Genomic DNA, 17288 nt, shown 5'->3' with positions numbered 1-17288 from the left:
CTGCCGCCGCCGGGCCCGCAGCGGCGGTCGTCGTGCGGCCACGATAGGGCGGGCGCCGCGGCCCGGCGCGTGCGAACCGCCGTCGTGCGGCCAGTCAGGGCGGTGGTTTCTCCCGGCCCGCTCCGGCACCCGGTCCGGCACCGGGCATCGCCGGGTGGCGGCCCAGCATGACCACGCCGGCCACGATGCACAGCAGCCCCACCGCCTGCCAGGCCAGTGCGCCGGGGGTCACCCGTAACCGGTCGCCGAGCAGCGCCACCGCGCAGACGATGCCGGTCAGCGGCTGGGCCGCGGTCAGCGCGGGCAGCGACATCCGCAGCGGCGCGGCCTCGAAGGCACTCTGGACCAGCAGCAGCCCCACCACCCCCGCGGCCAGCACGGCGTACGGCTCCCAGCTGCGCAGGACGACGCCGAGCCCGTCCGTGTCGAGCCGCTGGGCGACCGTCCGGGTGAGGGCGTCCTGCAAGCCGTACAGCAGGCCGGCGGCGAGGGCGAGCAGGGTCGCCTCCTCCAGCAGCGGCATCCGGCGGGCGGTGGAGACCAGCAGCAGGGTCAGTCCGACCACGATGCCGACCACCAGCCAGTACCGCAGCGCACCGGCCTGCGTCCCGCCGCCCTGTGGTCGCCCCGCCACGATGAAGGTGGTCACGCCCAGGGCGAGCAGCAGCACGCCGGCCCAGCCGGAGCGGCCGAGCGACTGCCGGGTCAGGATCCGGGCCAGGCCCATCGCGAAGAGCAGGTTGGTGGCCAGCAGGGGTTCGACCAGGGAGACCTCGCCCCGGTCCAGGGCGAGGGCGCTGAGCGCGAGGCCCGCGACCATGAACGCGGTGCCGAGCAGCCACTGCGGCATCCGCAGCAGGTCCAGCAGCAGCCGCCAGCGCAGCAGGTCGGAGCGCGGCGCCCGCTGCGCCGCCTGCTGCTGGAGGACGAACCCGAGGCCCAGGCAGCACGCTGCGCCGAGCGCCAGGAGGAAGACGGCCACGGAGGACCACCCAAACGTCTCGTGGCTGCGTCGCATCCGAGCCGGTCCGGCCGGTCCGGTGCCACGACGCGCTTCCGCCAGCCTACCGCCGGGTGCCCGGCGCGGCCGGTCCGCCGCAGGTGCGCACGGGTGGTGCTTCGCGCTCCCCGACGGGGGTTGCCGCCGGGCCCCGCGCGGGCGCACGCTGGTGGGAACAGAGGTGGCGAGGGGGTTGGCGCCAGGAGGTACGGCATGCACAACCAGTGGGACGTGGAGCTGAGTTTCGAGGAGGACGGCGTGCACACGCAGTGCGACGCGCGGCTGGTCGGAGCGCGTGCGCCGGGCCTGAACGGACACGGGGAGGCCGTCCGCAGCGCGGACGACCGGCCGCTGGCCAGGATCGGCGAGGAGATGGCGGCGTCGCGGGCCCTGGAGGAACTCTCGCGCAAACTGCGCACGCAGGTCACCGGTGAGATCGACGACGAAGGGCACCGGCCCGCCTACCTGATCTACTGATCAGAAGGCTTGTCGGACGATCCGGCGGGGCCGGGGCGCGCACCCGCGAACCCGCGCGCCCCGGCCCCGCCGATGGATCGGACGGCGGATCAGACGGCGGCCGCCACCTGGTCCGTCCGGTCGGCGCCGGCGGCGGCGTCCGGCCTGCGCAGGCCCTTCAGCACCGTCACCAGCGCCGCCGTGATCACCGTGCCGACCGCGATCGCGAGCACGTACAGCAACGGGTTGCCGATCAGTGGCAGCACCCAGATGCCGCCGTGCGGCGCCCGCAGGGTGGAGCCGAAGGCCATCACCAGGCCGCCCGTGGTCATGCTGCCGGCCATGGCGGCCGGGATCACCCGCAGCGGGTCGGCGGCGGCGAACGGGATCGCGCCCTCGGTGATGAACGACGCCCCCAGCACCCAGGCCGCCTTGCCGTTCTCCCGCTCCTCACGGGTGAAGAGCCGCCCGCGCACGGTGGTCGCGAGCGCCATGCCCAGCGGCGGGGTCATACCGGCCGCCATCACGGCGGCCATCACCTTGAGGCTGCCGGCGTCCGGAGTGGAGCCGGCCGTGGTGAGCGCGCCGGCCGCGAAGGTGTACGCCACCTTGTTGAGCGGGCCGCCCATGTCGAAGGCCATCATCGCGCCCAGCAGCACGCCGAGCAGGATCGCGTTCGTCCCGGACAGGCTGTTCAGCCAGTCCGTCAGCCCGGACATCACCGAGGCGATCGGCGAGCCGACGACCACGAACATCAGGAAGTCGATCACCGCGACCGAGACCAGCGGGATCACCACCACCGGCATGATGCCCGCGACGGCCTTCGGCACCCGCCACCGCACCATCCACAGCACCAGGAAGCCCGAGAGCAGGCCGGACACCAGGCCGCCGAGGAATCCCGCGCCGACCACGACCGAGATCGCGCCGCCGACGATGCCCGGCGTCAGTGCGGGCCGGTCGGCGATCGCGTACGCGATGTAGCCGGAGAGGATCGGCACCAGGAAGCCGAAGGCCACCGCGCCCGCCTGGAACAGCATCGCGGCCCAGCTGTGCTGGGACGTCCAGTCGAAGTGGCCGACCACGGACGGTGCGGAGGAGATCCGGTACCCGCCGATGGCGAAGCCGAGCGCGATCAGCAGCCCGCCGGCGGCCACGAACGGGATCATGTAGCTGACGCCGGTCATCAGGTACTGCCGCAGCCGGTTGCCCCAGTGCTCCTGGCGGGCCGCCGGCTCGGCGGCGGACGGTTCGTCGCCGGCCGTGCCGACGCCGGCGGCCCCCGCAGCGGCCCCGGCCGCCCGGGTCGCCCGCGCGATCAGCTCGTCCGCCCGGTTGACGCCCGCCTTCACGCCGACGTCCACGGTCGGCTTGCCCGCGAACCGGGCCCGGTCGCGGACCTCCACGTCGTGCGCGAGGATCACCGCGTCGGCCGCCGCGATCACCGCGGGGGCGAGCGGGGTGGAGCCGGCCGAACCCTGGGTCTCCACCTGGATCTCGGCGCCCGCCCGGGCCGCCGCCTGTTCCAGGGCCTGGGCCGCCATGTAGGTGTGCGCGATGCCGGTCGGGCAGGACGTGACGGCGACCAGGCGCAGCGGCCTGCCGCCGGGCGCCGCGGCGGGTGCGGGCGCCGCAGGGGCGGCGGGTACGGGGGCCGCCGGTGCTTCCTCGCCGTTGACCAGGGCGGCCACGGCGGACGGGTCGGTGGCGGCCCGCAGGGCGCCGGTGAACGCCGGGTCCATCAGCCGGCGGGCCAGCGCGGCGAGGATCTGCAGGTGGGCGTCGTCGGCGCCGTCCGGAGCGGCGATCATGAAGACGAGGTCGGCGGTGCTGCCGTCCGAGGCGTCGAAGTCCAGGCCCCGCGCGCTGCGTCCGAACGCGAGGCTGGGCCGGGTGACGTGGGCCGAGCGGCAGTGCGGGATGCCGATGCCGTCGCCCATCCCGGTCGGCGCCTGGGCCTCCCGGGCGGCGATGTCGGCGAGGAAGCCGTCGAGGTCGGTGACCCGGCCCTCGGCGGTGAGGCGCTGGGCGAGCGCGCGCAGGGCCTCGGCCTTGTCGGCGGGCGCGAGGTAGAGGTCGACGAGAGCGGGTGTGATCAGTCTGCCGGAGTCGTGCATGGTCGGTCGTCCTTCAGCCGTCGGTTCCTGGTGGTTCCCGTTGCCCCCGGGGTCCGTGTCGGCCGCGGTACGGGTGCGGCCGGAGTCGATGGGCGCGCTTCGGCGCGCGGTCAGCCCTGCAGCGGCCGCCCCAGCGGGAGGTCGGTGGAGACCGTGACCGCGGCCGGGTCGAGGTCGGCGGGCGTCGGCATCGCGCTGCCCGGGAGCTGGACGGCCGCCGCGCCGTGCGCCAGGGCGGCCGCGAGGGCCTGCGGCCCGGTGCCGCCCGCGCCGAGGAAGCCGGCCAGCGAGGCGTCGCCCGCGCCGACGTCGCTGCGGACGGCCCGCACCGGTGCGGTGCCGAACCAGCTGCCCTCCGCGGAGACCAGCAGCATGCCGTCCGCGCCGAGGCTGGCGAGGACCTGCTGGGCGCCCTTCGTCAGCAGCAGGCGGGCCGCGTCGACGGCGTCGCCGACGGTGGCCAGCGGGCGGCCGGCCGCCTCGGCGAGCTCCTCGCGGTTGGGCTTGACCACGTCGGGGCGGGCCGCGAGCGCGGCCAGCAGTGCCGGGCCGGAGGTGTCCAGGGCGATCCGGGCGCCGCCGGAGTGGACCTGGCCGACCAGGTCGGCGTACCACTCGGGGGCCAGGCCGCGCGGCAGGCTGCCGCAGCAGGCGAGCCAGTCCACATGGGCGCCGACGAAGTCGCCGCGGACGGTGGCGAGCAGCGCGGCCGACTCCTGCCCGCTCAGTTCGGGGCCGAGCGAGTTGATCTTCGTGAGCACGTGGTCGCCCTCCACGATGCTCACGTTCGTCCGGGTCTCGCCCCGTACGGGCACGGTCGCCACGTCGATGCCCTGGCGCAGCAGCAGGTCCGACAGCAGCAGCCCGGAGAACCCGCCGAGCGGCAGGACGGCGGTCGTCCGGTGCCCGGCGGCGGTGAGTGCGCGGGCCACGTTGACGCCCTTGCCGCCCGGGTCCACCCGGTCGCTCAGGGCGCGGTTGACCTCGCCGCGGGACAGCTGGGGCAGCTCGTACGTCCGGTCCAGGCTGGGGTTCGGGGTGATGGTGACGATCATGCGCGGATCACTTCCGGTCCTAGGTTCTCGATCTCTTCGGCCTGCTCGTCGGTGAGGCCGGTGTCCGTCACCAGCACGTCGACCTGGTCGAGCGAGGCGAAGCGGGCGAAGTGCCGGGCGCCGTACTTGGCCGAGTCCGCGACCAGCACCACCCGGCGGGCCGCCGCCACCATCGCGCGCTTGACCGCGGCCTCCGCGAGGTCCGGGGTGCTGAGCCCGCCCTCGGGGGAGAAGCCGTTGGTGGCGATCACGGCCACGTCGGCGTGGATGTCGGCGAGGTCGCGCAGGGCCCAGGTGTCGACGGCGGCCTGGGTACGGTGCCGCAGGCGCCCGCCCACCAGGTGCAGGGTGAGGTCGGGGTGGTCGGCGAGCCGGGCGGCCACCGGGAGCGCGTTGGTGACCACGCTCAGGGTGCTGTCCAGCGGGAGCAGCGCGGCGAGCCGGGAGACGGTGGTGCCGGCGTCCAGCAGCACGCTGCCCTGGACGGGGAGCAGGGCCAGCGCGGCCTTGGCGATCCGCTCCTTCTCGCCGGGGGCGGTGCTGTCGCGCTCGGCCAGCCCGGGCTCCAGGTGCAGGCCGCCCGCGGGCAGCGCCCCGCCGTGGACCCGGCGCAGCAGCCCGGCCCGGTCCAGCGCGCTCAGGTCGCGGCGGACGGTCTCCTGGGTGACGCCGAACTCCTCGGCGAGGGAGGGGACGTCGACGCGTCCGCGCTCCTGGGCGAGGAGCAGGATCTGCTGCTGCCGCTCCGCTGCATACATGTGGGATTGGGTCCGTTTCATGTCCGGTTACGCCTGATTAACCCAGACGATACGCGCGGAGGATCGAAAAGCAAAGAGATTCGGGCCGTCTCAGAAATGCCCGAATGTGTTGACACTCGCCGCGATCCGGGCGTAGAACCAATCGCAACACGCCTCTGACGGGCGTGAAACCACATTCGGTCCGGACCGGTGCCGTGCCCCCGAGCCACCGGTCCGGACGCCCCGCCCCCGGTACACCGCCCCGTTCGGCGTACCCCCCACGCAGTCGGACCCAGAAGGAAGCGCCATGCCCCGACTCCTTGTCACCGTAGGTTCGCGGAGCGGCCTGCACGCCCGGCCCGCCTCGCTGTTCGTCCGGGCCGCCGCCCGCCAGCCGGTCAGGGTGAGCGTCTCCCGCCCCGGCCGGCCGCCGGTGGACGCCCGCAGCCTCCTCTCGGTGCTCACCCTCGCCGCCTGCCACGGCGACACCCTGGAACTCACCGCCGACGGCGAGCAGGCCCAGGGTGCACTGGACGAACTCGCCCGCCTGCTCGGCAGCGACCTCGACGACCCCGGCCCCGACCAGCTCGACGGCCCCGGTGCCGGGGACGCCCGGTGACCGCGCACTCCGAAGCCGCCCCGGGCGGCCAGGCCGTGCTGCACGGCATCGGCGTCGGCGCGGGCAGCGCGGCCGGGCCGGTCGCCCGGATGGCGGGCACCCCGGCCCTCCCGCCGCCCCGCACCGTGACCGACCCCGCCGCGGAGAGCGCCGCCGTCCGCCGCGCCGTCGCCGCCGTGGTGGCCGACCTGGACGAGCGCGCCACCCGCGCCTCCGGCGTGGCCGCCGAAGTCCTGGCCGCGCAGGCGATGATGGCCGCCGACCCCGTACTGGCCGACCGCGCCGTCGAACTCGTCGGCCTCGGCGCGGACGGCGCCCACGCGCTCACCGCCGCCTACGGCGAGTTCCGGGCGGGCCTCGCAGCGGCCGGCGGCTACTTCGCCGAACGCACCGCCGACCTGGACGACCTGCGCGACCGCTCGGTCGCCCGGCTGCTCGGCCTGCCCGCACCCGGCCTGCCCGACCCCGGCCACCCCTATGTCCTGGTCGCCGGGGACCTCGCCCCCGCCGACACCGCCCTGCTCGACCCGGCCCGCGTGCTGGCCCTGGTCACCGAGCGCGGCGGTCCCACCAGCCACACCGCCATCCTGGCCAAGGCGCTCGGCCTGCCCGCCGTCGTCGGCTGCCCGGCGGCCGCGGGCCTCACCGACGGGCAGAGCGTCCTGGTGGACGGCGCGGCCGGCACGGTCGAACCCGGCCCGTCGCCCGAGGCCGTACGGCGCGCGGCGGCGCGCGACCGGCTCCGCCGTGCGCAGGCCGACGCCGTCAGCGGCCCCGGCCGGACGGCCGACGGGCACCCCGTCGCCCTGCTGGTCAACCTCGGCGCGCCGCACGAACTCACCCGCGCGGCGGCGGCCGACGCCGAGGGCGTCGGCCTCTTCCGCACCGAGTTCCTCTACCTCGACCGCGCGCAGGCGCCCGGCCTCGACGAGCAGAGCGCCGCGTACGGACAGGTCTTCGACGCCTTCGCCGGCCGCCGGGTCGTCGTCCGCACGCTGGACGCCGGGGCGGACAAGCCGCTCCCGTTCGTTACCGCCCCCGACGAGGAGAACCCGGCCCTCGGCATCCGCGGGCTGCGCACCGCCACCCGGGATCCGCAGCTGCTGGCGACCCAGCTCGCGGCGGTCGCCGCCGCCGCCCGCGGCCGCTCCGCGGACGTCTGGGTGATGGCGCCGATGGTCTCCCTCCCGCGCGAGGCCGAGGAGTTCGCCGCCCTGGTCCGCTCCCACGGCCTGCCGGTGGCCGGCGCCATGGTCGAGGTGCCGGCGGCGGCGCTGCGGGCCGGGCAGCTGGCGGACGTCTGCGACTTCCTCAGCATCGGCACCAACGACCTCGCCCAGTACGCCTTCGCCGCCGACCGCACGCTCGGTTCGCTGGCCGAGCTGCTCGACCCGTGGCAGCCGGCCCTGCTCGACCTGGTCGCGGCCACCGCCCGGGCCGGGCGCGAGCGCGGCAGGCCGGTCGGGGTCTGCGGCGAGGCCGCGGCCGATCCGGCCCTGGCACTCGTCCTGGTCGGGCTCGGCGTCACCAGCCTCTCCGCCGCGCCGTCCTGCCTGGGCACCCTGCGGGCCGCGCTCGCCGTCCACACCCTGGAGGACTGCGCCGGCCTCGCGGCCCTCGCGCTCGCCGCCCCGGACGCCGCCACCGGGCGGGCCGCCGTCCTGGGGAGCCTGCGGGGCTGAGCCGGAGCCGCCGAGGAGCCGGGCCGGTCACGGTGCCGGCCGGTCACCGGGTGCCGTCCGGTCCGGGTGGCGACTGGTCCGGGTGCCGACGACGAGCGCCCGGCCTCACGGGCAGCGGATCACGGCGACGCCGGCCGGCCCGGACGCCGGGTCAGCCGTGGTCCGGGAGGGCCAGCCAGTCCGCCCAGGAGAGGTCGCGCCCGACGTGGCGCGGACGCTCGAACGGCCAGTCCTCGGCGATCCAGCGGGGGACGAGCGCGTCCAGGTCGTGCTGGAGCGCGGTGCCGACCCGGTCGTCCACCACCCACCAGGAGATCTCGGCGTCCGCCCCGGCCTTCTCCGGCGGGTCGATGTACACGCAGCCGAGCAGGGCGGTGCCCGCGTCGTCGAACAGCGCGTAGTTGAACGACTGGTGGGCCGCGATCTCCCGCTCGTGCCGCACCAGGTCGTCGAAGTCCTGCTGGTAGGTCATGCTGGCCGGCGGCCAGCCCCAGGCCTCGCCGTAGACCGACCACAGGCGCTCCCGCGAACCCATCACGGCCGGATAGTCGAGCTCGGTGTCACTGCCCGCGATCGGGCGCAGGTGGTACCCGCCGGGAAGCGGCACGCGGAGCGGGTGGACGAAGTCAGCGGGCAGCCAGGTCATGGCCCGGAGGCTAGCCGACGGTCCGACGGGCCGCACCTGATTACGGACCCGCTGGTGCACCGGCGGGTCCGGCCCCCGCCGGCGGCCTGGCTAGCATGACCGGATGGGACACCTGAGCCTGACCGACGTGGAGACGATCGCCCGCCGTGCGCATGAGGGGCAGGTCGACAAGGCGGGGCGCCCGTACGCGGAGCACCTGGCCGCCGTGGCGCGCGGAGTGCGCGAGCGCGGGGGCAGCGAGGAGCAGATCGCCGCCGCCTGGCTGCACGACGCCGTCGAGGACGAGGCGCTGTCCGAGCAGTGGCTGGCGGCGGCGCCGCTCCCCGGGCAGGTCAAGGCGATCGTGGCGGCCGTCACCAAGCGTGCAGGGGAGGCGCCGGAGCAGTACGCGGCCCGGATCCTGGCGACGCCGGGTGCGCTGCTGGTGAAGCAGGCGGACCTCGCGCACAACGCCGATCCGGCCCGGCTCGCCGTGCTCGACGCGGGGACGGCGGCCCGGCTGACCGCGAAGTACGCGCGGATGCGGGCCCTGCTGGGGCTGGACGGCCCGGAGGCACGCGAGCGCCCCTGACAGGCCGGCCCAGCAGCACCTTGTCCTGTGAACGTGAACAAATACACTCTCGTGAGCACACATGAGAGAGTCGTGGTGCCGAGCCGACAAGGGGGCCACGAGTGGCAACAGGAAGCACCGAGCCGGAGCTGCGCCAGCCCGTGATGGCCGACGTGGCCAGGGTGGCCGGGGTGTCCCACCAGACGGTGTCCCGAGTGCTCAACGGCGCACCGCACGTACGGCCCGACACCCGGGAGCGGGTGCTCGCCGCGATCCGCGAACTGGACTACCGCCCGAACTCGGCGGCCCGCGCGCTGGTCACCAGACGTTCGCAGACGCTCGGCGTGGTGAGCTTCGCCAGCGCGCTGTACGGGCCCGCCTCGATGCTCGACGGGATCGAGCAGGCGGCCAGGAGCGCGGGGTACTTCGTCAGCGTCGCCAGCCTGCGCTCGCTCGACAGCCGCTCCCTCCAGGAGGCCGTGGACCGGCTGCGGGACCAGGGCGTGGAGGGGATCGTCGTGATCGCCCCGCAGATCTCGGCGGTGAGTGCGGTGGCGAAGCTGTCCAGCGCCGTGCCGGTGGTCGCGGTCGGTTCGGGCAGCCAGTCGCGGGTGCCGATGGTGGCGGTGGACAACGAGGCGGGGGCGCTGGCCGCCACCCGGCACCTGCTGGACCTCGGGCACGCGACGGTCCACCATGTGGCCGGTCCGGCCGGCTGGTTGGAGACGCAGAACCGGCAGACCGGCTGGCGCCGGGCGCTGGAGGCGGTCGGCGCGCTGGTCCCGCCGGTGCAGAGCGGCGACTGGAGTTCCCGCTCCGGGTACGAGGCGGGGCTGCGGATCGCGAAGGACGCCCAGGTCAGCGCGGTGTTCTGCGCGAACGACCACATGGCGCTGGGCCTGCTGCGGGCGTTGCACGAATCCGGCCGGGCGATCCCGGGCGACATCAGCGTGGTCGGCTTCGACGACATCCCCGAGGCCGCGTACTTCACCCCGCCGCTCACCACGGTGCGCCAGGATTTCGGCGAACTGGGCCGGCGTGCACTGGAGTTGCTGGTGGAGGAGCTGGCAGGGGTCGGGCACGCCCGCAGCCACGTGCTGGTCTCGCCCGAGATGGTGCTGCGCCGCAGCGCCGGACCGGTGACCGGGCGCTGAGCGCTGCCGACGTCCGGCCGGTGACCGGCCGCTGAGCGCTGCCGACGTCCGGCCGCTGACCGGCCGCTGAGCGTGGCCGGCGCCCCGCCGGTGACCCAACTCGTGCCCTGCCGAGTGCAGTCGACGGACCGGCACCGACGAGGTCAAGTTTGCATAACGCCCGACCGGGCTCTTGACCGGCAAATTGTTAGCGCTAACAATCTCATCCAGACGAAGCCGGAAACGGCGGCGCCATCTCCAGAACACACGAATCCCCCCGGAGTGCGGACGGCCCCACCCAGCGCCGTCCCGCTGCTCCGTCCTGCCTCCACCCGGCCGCGCCCCGCCCCGGCGCCGGCCGATCTCCCCGCCATCCGGCCCGCGAGCTGCGCGACCGTCGGCGGGCCCCACCCGAGAGGATCCCCAAGATGTCCAAGAGAGCTGCGGCGGCCCTGGTCGCCGGCGCGATGGCCGTTGTCCTTACCGGCTGTGCGAGCGGCGGGAGTTCGAGCGACGGCAAGGCCGACGGCGGTTCGGGCGGCAAGCTGGTCGTGGGCTTCTCGCAGGTCGGCGCGGAGAGCGGCTGGCGCACGGCGAACACCAAGTCCGTGCAGGACGCGGCGAAGAAGGCCGGCGTCACGCTGAAGTTCTCCGACGCCCAGCAGAAGCAGGAGAACCAGATCAAGGCGATCCGCTCGTTCATCCAGCAGAAGGTCGACGTCATCGCCTTCTCGCCGGTGGTCGAGTCGGGTTGGGACACCGTGCTGAAGGAGGCCAAGGACGCGCACATCCCGGTGGTGCTGACCGACCGCGCGGTGGACTCCAAGGACGAGTCGCTCTACGCGACCTTCCTGGGCTCGGACTTCGTCGAGGAGGGCAAGAAGGCCGGCGACTGGCTGACGAAGGAGTACACCGGCAAGACCGACCCGGTGAACATCGTCGAGCTCCAGGGCACCACCGGCTCCGCCCCGGCCAACGACCGCAAGTCCGGCTTCGCCGACGTCATCAAGGGCGACCCGAAGTTCAAGGTGGTGGCCTCGCAGACCGGTGACTTCACCCGGGCGAAGGGCAAGGAGGTCATGCAGGCCTTCCTGAAGTCCCAGCCGAAGATCGACGTGCTGTACGCGCACAACGACGACATGGCGCTCGGGGCGATCCAGGCGATCGAGGAGGCCGGGAAGAAGCCCGGCACCGACATCAAGATCATCTCGGTGGACGGGGTCAAGGACGCCTTCACCGCGATGAGCGAGGGCAAGATCAACGTCGACGTGGAGTGCAACCCCCTCCTCGGCGACCAGCTGATGGAGCTCGTGAAGAAGGTCAAGGCGGGTGAGCAGGTGCCGCGCCGGATCAAGACCGAGGAGGGCGTCTTCACCCAGGACCAGGCCGCCGCCGCGCTGCCGTCCCGCCAGTACTGACCGGCCCGGTGACCGGGGGCCCCACGCCGCGTCGGCAGCTGCCCGCCGGCGCGGCGGGCCCCCGGTCCCGACCACGAGAGGAGGAGCGGATGCGAGAGCGACCGGTCCTGGAAGTACACGGGCTCCGCAAGGAGTTCCCCGGCGTGCTGGCGCTGGACGGGGTCGACTTCAGGCTCTTCCCCGGCGAGGTGCACGCCCTGATGGGCGAGAACGGCGCCGGCAAGTCGACCCTGATCAAGGTCCTCACCGGCGTCTACGAGTCGGACGGCGGATCGGTGCGGCTGGACGGCCGCGAGGTGTTCATCTCCGGCCCGCTCCAGGCGCAGCAGGCCGGGATCAGCACGGTCTACCAGGAGGTGAACCTCTGCCCGAACCTGTCGGTCGCGGAGAACATCTTCATCGGCCGCGAACCGCGCCGGTTCGGCCTCGTCCACTGGGCCGAACTGCGCCGCCGGGCCGCCGAGCTGGTGGCCGGCATCGACCTGGACGTCGACGTCACCGCGCCGCTCGGCAGCTACTCGATCGCCGTCCAGCAACTGGTCGCGATCGTCCGGGCGGTGGACGTCTCGGCCAAGGTGCTGATCCTGGACGAGCCGACCTCCAGCCTCGACCGCGACGAGGTCCGCCAGCTGTTCACCGTGATGCGGCGGCTGCGCGACCAGGGGGTGGCGATCCTCTTCGTCTCGCACTTCCTCGACCAGATCTACGAGATCTGCGACCGGATGACCATCCTGCGCGGCGGCCGGCTGGAGGGCGAGTACCTGACCCGCGGGCTGAGCCAGGTCGAGCTGGTCTCGCGCATGATCGGCGGCGAGCTGGCGAGCCTGGACGAGCTGTCCGCGACCGCCCGCCGCAAGCGTCCGGCGCCGTCCGGCGCGCCCTTCCTGGAGGCCGAGGGCCTGGCCCGGAACGGCGCGATCGAGCCGTACGACCTGACCGTCCGGCCCGGTGAGGTGATCGGCCTGGCCGGCCTGCTCGGCTCCGGCCGGACGGAGGCCGCCCGGCTGCTGTTCGGCGCGGACGGCAACGACGCCGGCACCGTGCGGATCGAGGGCGCGCCGGCCGCCCTGCGCACCCCGCGGGCGGCGATCTCGCACGGCATCGCGTTCTGCTCGGAGAACCGCAAGACCGAGGGCCTGGTCGGCGAGCTGACCGTCCGGGAGAACATCGTCCTGGCGATGCAGGCCGCCCGCGGCTGGACCCGGCCGCTCTCGCGCGCCCGGCAGGACGAGCTGGCGCTGCGCTGGATCCGGGCCCTGCAGATCCGCCCGGACAACCCCGAAGCGCTGGTCCGCAACCTCAGCGGCGGCAACCAGCAGAAGGTGCTGCTGGCCCGCTGGCTGATCACCGACCCCAAGCTGCTCATCCTGGACGAGCCGACCCGGGGGATCGACATCGGCGCGAAGGCCGAGATCCAGCGCCTGGTGGCGCGGCTCGCGGAGGAGGGCATGTCGGTCGTGTTCATCTCGGCCGAGCTGGAGGAGGTGCTGCGGCTCAGCCACCGGGTGGCCGTGCTGCGCGACCACCGGCTGGTGGCCGAGCTGGCCAACGACGGCTCGCTCACCCCCGAGCGGATCATGGCGACGATCGCGAGCGGAGCTCAGTCATGACGAAACACCGCCTCTTCTGGCCCGTGGCGGTACTCGCCGCGCTGCTGCTGGCCAACCTGGCGTTCACCCCGGACTTCTTCGCGGTCCGGGTCAAGGACGGGCACCTGTACGGGAGCCTGGTCGACATCCTGCACTTCGGGGCGCCGCTGATCCTGGTGGCGCTCGGCATGACCCTGGTGATCGCGACCGGCGGCATCGACCTGTCGGTCGGCTCCACCGTCGCCATCGCCGGTGCGCTGGCCTGCCTGCACATCAGCGAGGCGGCCGACCCGGCGAGTTTCGGCGCGGTGGCCGGCGCGATCGGCATCGCGTTGGCGGTGGCCCTGCTGCTCGGCCTGGCGAACGGCCTGCTGGTGGCGAGGGCGGGGGTGCAGCCGATCATCGCCACGCTGATCCTGATGGTCGCCGGTCGCGGGGTCGCCCAGCTGGTCACCGACGGTCAGATCATCACGATCACCAGTGATCCGTACAAGATGATCGGCGGCGGCTACTGGCTGACCATGCCGTTCGCGATCCTGCTGGCGGGCGCCGTCGTCCTGCTGACCTCGCTGCTGACCAGGCGCACCGCGCTGGGGCTGCTGCTGGAGTCGGTCGGCGGCAACCCGGTGGCGAGCCGGCTGGTCGGCATCCGGGCGATGGGCCTGATCGGCCTGGTGTACGTCTTCAGCGCGCTGTGCGCGGGTGTCGCCGGTCTGATGATCAGCTCGAACGTCTCGGCTGCCGACGGCAACAACGCCGGGCTCTGGATCGAACTGGACGCCATCCTCGCCGTCGTGGTCGGCGGGACCTCGCTGACCGGCGGGCGGTTCTCGCTCGGCGGCACCGTGATCGGCGCGCTGGTGATCCAGACCCTCTCCACCACCGTCTACACCATCGGCATCCCGCCGGAGACCACCCTGGTGTTCAAGGCCGTCGTGGTGATCACGGTCTGCCTGATCCAGTCACCCGTCTTCCGCGCCAAGCTGGCCCGGCGCCGGGCCCGGCCCGCGACCCGCCTGCGGCCGGAGCCGGTGGCGCCCACCAACCTGGAGGCCGGCGCATGAGTGCCAACGCCCTGACCGCCCGGCCCGTCCGCCGGGAGTACATTCCGCTGGTGGTCACCTCGGTGCTGCTGGTCTCGCTGTTCGTGGCCGGGTCGGTGAGTTACGAGAGCTTCTTCTCCGGGCAGGTGCTGCTCAACCTGCTGATCGACAACGCCTTCCTGCTGGTGGTCGCGGTCGGGATGACCTTCGTGGTGCTGACCGGCGGGATCGACCTGTCCGTCGGCGCCGTGGTGGCGCTCTCCACGATGCTCTGCGCCTGGCTGGTGGAGTCGCACGGCTGGCCGCCGCTGCTGGTGATCCCGCTCGTGCTCGCGGTCGGTGCGGGCGGCGGGTTCGTGATGGGGTGGGTGATCCACACCTTCGAGATCCAGCCGTTCATCGTCACCCTGGCGGGCATGTTCCTGGCCCGGGGTCTCTGCTACACCATCAGCATCGACTCGATCTCGATCACCGACCCCACCTTCACCGCCTTCGCGCAGACCCGGATCCCGCTGCCCGGCGGCCTGTTCGTCTCGCCGAGCGTCGTGATCGCGGTGCTGGTGCTGGCGGCGGCGTTCGTCGTCCTGCACCACACCCGGTTGGGCCGCAACGTGTACGCGCTCGGCGGCAGCGAGCAGTCCGCGCTGCTGATGGGCCTGCCGGTGGCCCGGACGAAGATCACCGTGTACGCGGTCAGCGGGTTCTGCTCGGCGCTCGGCGGGGTGCTGCTGACCTTCTACATGCTCTCGGGCTACGGCCTGCACGCCGTGGGCCTGGAACTGGACGCGATAGCCGCCGTGGTGATCGGCGGGACCCTGCTCACCGGCGGCTCCGGCTACCTGCTGGGCACCGCGCTGGGGGTGCTGGTGCTCGGGCTGATCCAGACCGTGATCAGTTTCCAGGGCACGCTCAGCTCCTGGTGGACCAGGATCGTGATCGGCGGCCTGCTGTTCGTCTTCATCCTGCTCCAGCGCCTGATCTCGGGCGCCGGCCGGCGCCGGGCCTGAGACCCGGCCGGGGCGGAGCGGGGTCTGCGCGACCCTGCGACGGGCCAGCGACGGACCTGCGACGGGCCTGCGGGCCCGGCCCGGCGGCCAGGGCGGTGGCTCCGGCGGCGAAGGGCCTGCGTCCCCGCGCCGCCGGGCCCGTGCTCTCGCGTCCGCCCGCCCCGGGCCCCACCTCGCCCGGGTCGGGACCTCGCCCACGCCCGCCTCGGGGCCCCACCTCCGCCCCGCCGTGGGCGGGTCTCTTGACAGGCAGATTGTTAACGCTAACAATCAGCTTGCACCCTGCTCCGGGCCACCGCAGCCCGCATCCGGCCGACGCCGGGAGCGGCCACTCGCTCCGCCGTACGGGCAGACACACCCGCTTCCGTCCGCCCGCCCGGCGGCCCCGTTCCACGGCCTTTCGAGGGTGAGGCCTGGAGCGGCGGCCGGCCGCCGGACCTCCGCAACGCCGCGCAGCCGTCCGGCGGCCGACACCCGACCAGAGCGACCACAACAGCCCCACTCCGTACGAAGGATGTGAACCGACCGTGACTCCACCACCCCGGGCCACCGAGACCTACGTCGTAGGTGTCGACTTCGGCACCCTCTCCGGCCGCGCCGTGGTGGTCCGCGTCCGCGACGGCGAGGAACTCGGCTGGGCCGTCCACGAGTACCCGCACGGCGTCATCGACCGCGAACTGCCCGGCACCGGCGCCGTGCTGCCCCCCGACTGGGCGCTCCAGCACCCCGAGGACTGGCGCGAGGTACTGCACACCGCCGTCCCCGCCGCGCTGGCCGCCGCAGGCGTCGAGGCGGCCGCAGTGATCGGCATCGCGACCGACTTCACCGCCTGCACCGTGCTGCCGACGACCGCCGACGGCACCCCGCTGGCCCAGACCGGCCTGGCGGGGCGCCCGCACGCCTGGCCCAAGCTCTGGAAGCACCACGCCGCGCAGGGGCAGGCCGACCGGATCAACGACCTCGCGCACGCCCGCGGCGAGAAGTGGATCTCCCGCTACGGCGGGAAGATCTCCGCCGAGTGGCAGTACGCCAAGGCCCTCCAGGTACTGGAGGAGGACCCGGCCGTCTACGCCGCCACCGAACGCTGGATCGAGGCCGCGGACTGGATCGTCTGGCAGCTCACCGGCACCGAGAGCCGCAACACCTGCACCGCCGGCTACAAGGGCATCCACCAGGACGGCCACTACCCGTCCGAGGAGTACCTGGGTGAGTTGAACCCCGTCTTCGCCGACTTCGCCCGCACCCGCCTGGAGCACCCGCTGGGGCACCCGCTGGCCCCGCTCGGCAGCCGGGCCGGCTCGCTCACCGCGCGGGCCGCCGCCTGGACCGGCCTGCCCGAGGGCATCGCGGTCGCCGCCGGGAACGTCGACGCCCACGTCGCCGCCCCCGCCGCGCAGGCCGTGGAGAACGGCCGGCTCCTCGCCATCATGGGCACCTCCACCTGCCACGTCGTCAACGGCGCCACCCTCGCCGACGTCCCCGGCATCTGCGGCGTCGTCGACGGCGGCATCGTGGCCGGCGCCTACGGCTACGAGGCCGGGCAGAGCGCGGTCGGCGACATCTTCGCCTGGTGGCTGAGCCAGGGCGTCCCCGCCGACTACCACGCCGAGGCCGCCGCGAACGGCGAGGACCTGCACCAGCTGCTCACCCGCAGGGCGGGCGGCCGCGCCGTCGGCGCCCACGGCCTGGTCGCGCTGGACTGGATGAACGGCAACCGCTCCACCCTCGTCGACCACCACCTCTCCGGCGTGATCGTCGGCCTCACCCTGGCCACCCGCCCCGAGGACGTCTACCTCGCCCTGCTGGAGTCCACCGCCTACGGCACCCGCACCATCGTCGACGCCCTCGAAGCGGGCGGCGTCCCCGTCACCGAGTTCATCGTCACCGGCGGACTCAAGAAGAACGCCCTGCTGATGCAGATCTACGCCGACGTGCTGCGCCGCCCGGTCTCGCTCGCCGAGTCCGCCCAGGGCCCGGCGCTGGGCTCCGCCATCCACGCGGCCGTCGCGGCCGGCGCCCACGCCGACGTGCGCGCCGCATCCGCCGCGATGGGCCGCGTCCAGCGCGGCGCCTACCTCCCCGACCCGGCCCGCGCGGACGCGTACGACGCCCTCTTCGCCGAGTACCGCCTCCTGCACGACCACTTCGGCACCGGCCCGGACAAGCAACTGCACCGCCTGCGCGCCATCCGCAACGCCGCCCTGACCACCGCCGGCACTCCGAGCAGCGAGGTCTGACC

General features: G+C 74.0%; 15 protein-coding genes. 10 read left to right on the top strand and 5 right to left on the bottom strand.

The genetic code is table 11. The annotated features are described in order from the left end of the window. Positions 1-94: 94 nt before the first annotated feature. The gene (locus tag ACFUK0_RS04325) at positions 95-982 is read right to left on the bottom strand and encodes a DMT family transporter (RefSeq protein WP_380246508.1); all 888 of its coding nucleotides are present in this window, start codon (positions 980-982) and stop codon (positions 95-97) included. Positions 983-1213: 231 nt separating this feature from the next. Between ACFUK0_RS04325 and ACFUK0_RS04320 the strand changes: the two genes are divergently transcribed. Beyond that, positions 1214-1477, top strand: coding sequence for a dsRBD fold-containing protein (locus tag ACFUK0_RS04320; protein ID WP_380246507.1), 264 nt, complete (start codon positions 1214-1216; stop codon positions 1475-1477). An 89-nt stretch (positions 1478-1566) separates the two neighbouring features. On the opposite strand, the gene ACFUK0_RS04315 is transcribed toward ACFUK0_RS04320, so the two are convergent. The 3 genes from ACFUK0_RS04315 to ACFUK0_RS04305 form a co-directional block, all read right to left on the bottom strand. Beyond that, complete coding sequence (locus ACFUK0_RS04315; protein WP_380246506.1) at positions 1567-3570, bottom strand: fructose-specific PTS transporter subunit EIIC; 2004 nt, start codon at positions 3568-3570, stop codon at positions 1567-1569. A gap of 110 nt (positions 3571-3680) precedes the next feature. Beyond that, a complete protein-coding gene (gene pfkB / locus ACFUK0_RS04310) occupies positions 3681-4625 on the bottom strand; it encodes a 1-phosphofructokinase (protein WP_380246505.1) in 945 nt (314 codons plus the stop codon). Beyond that, positions 4622-5383, bottom strand: a complete 762-nt coding sequence (locus tag ACFUK0_RS04305) for a DeoR/GlpR family DNA-binding transcription regulator (protein ID WP_380246504.1) — start codon at positions 5381-5383, stop codon at positions 4622-4624. Before ACFUK0_RS04305 ends, pfkB begins: the two co-directional genes overlap by 4 nt. Positions 5384-5669: 286 nt before the next feature. Between ACFUK0_RS04305 and ACFUK0_RS04300 the strand changes: the two genes are divergently transcribed. Beyond that, on the top strand, positions 5670-5981 hold the full coding sequence (locus ACFUK0_RS04300; protein WP_380246503.1) for an HPr family phosphocarrier protein: 312 nt from the start codon (positions 5670-5672) through the stop codon (positions 5979-5981). Then, on the top strand, positions 5978-7663 hold the full coding sequence (locus tag ACFUK0_RS04295) for a phosphoenolpyruvate--protein phosphotransferase (RefSeq protein WP_380246502.1): 1686 nt from the start codon (positions 5978-5980) through the stop codon (positions 7661-7663). The genes ACFUK0_RS04300 and ACFUK0_RS04295 overlap by 4 nt, the downstream gene beginning before the upstream one ends. Positions 7664-7814: 151 nt before the next feature. Here the strand turns inward: ACFUK0_RS04295 and ACFUK0_RS04290 are convergent, their stop codons facing one another. Beyond that, the gene (locus ACFUK0_RS04290; RefSeq protein ID WP_380246501.1) at positions 7815-8309 is read right to left on the bottom strand and encodes an N-acetyltransferase; all 495 of its coding nucleotides are present in this window, start codon (positions 8307-8309) and stop codon (positions 7815-7817) included. A gap of 103 nt (positions 8310-8412) precedes the next feature. On the opposite strand from ACFUK0_RS04290, the gene ACFUK0_RS04285 reads away from it, so the two are divergent. The 7 genes from ACFUK0_RS04285 (at position 8413) to ACFUK0_RS04255 (ending at position 17286) form a co-directional block, all read left to right on the top strand. After that, entirely contained in the window at positions 8413-8880 is a 468-nt protein-coding gene (locus ACFUK0_RS04285) for an HD domain-containing protein (protein ID WP_380246500.1), read from the top strand. A gap of 143 nt (positions 8881-9023) precedes the next feature. Next, the gene (locus tag ACFUK0_RS04280) at positions 9024-10013 is read left to right on the top strand and encodes a LacI family DNA-binding transcriptional regulator (RefSeq protein ID WP_380246564.1); all 990 of its coding nucleotides are present in this window, start codon (positions 9024-9026) and stop codon (positions 10011-10013) included. A gap of 407 nt (positions 10014-10420) precedes the next feature. After that, positions 10421-11410, top strand: a complete 990-nt coding sequence (locus ACFUK0_RS04275; protein ID WP_380246499.1) for an ABC transporter substrate-binding protein — start codon at positions 10421-10423, stop codon at positions 11408-11410. An 89-nt stretch (positions 11411-11499) separates the two neighbouring features. After that, positions 11500-13020, top strand: a complete 1521-nt coding sequence (locus tag ACFUK0_RS04270; RefSeq protein ID WP_380246498.1) for a sugar ABC transporter ATP-binding protein — start codon at positions 11500-11502, stop codon at positions 13018-13020. Beyond that, positions 13017-14063, top strand: a complete 1047-nt coding sequence (locus ACFUK0_RS04265; protein WP_380246497.1) for an ABC transporter permease — start codon at positions 13017-13019, stop codon at positions 14061-14063. The genes ACFUK0_RS04270 and ACFUK0_RS04265 overlap by 4 nt, the downstream gene beginning before the upstream one ends. After that, complete coding sequence (gene yjfF / locus ACFUK0_RS04260; RefSeq protein WP_380246496.1) at positions 14060-15049, top strand: galactofuranose ABC transporter, permease protein YjfF; 990 nt, start codon at positions 14060-14062, stop codon at positions 15047-15049. Before ACFUK0_RS04265 ends, yjfF begins: the two co-directional genes overlap by 4 nt. 527 nt (positions 15050-15576) lie before the next feature. Next, positions 15577-17286, top strand: coding sequence for a ribulokinase (locus ACFUK0_RS04255; protein ID WP_380246495.1), 1710 nt, complete (start codon positions 15577-15579; stop codon positions 17284-17286). The last annotated feature ends 2 nt before the right edge of the window (positions 17287-17288 follow it).

The organism is Kitasatospora sp. NPDC057223 (genome assembly GCF_042669755.1).
Taxonomy (GTDB): domain Bacteria; phylum Actinomycetota; class Actinomycetes; order Streptomycetales; family Streptomycetaceae; genus Kitasatospora.
Note: the sequence above shows the minus strand (reverse complement) of the source record. Positions and strands in the feature narration are given on the sequence as shown.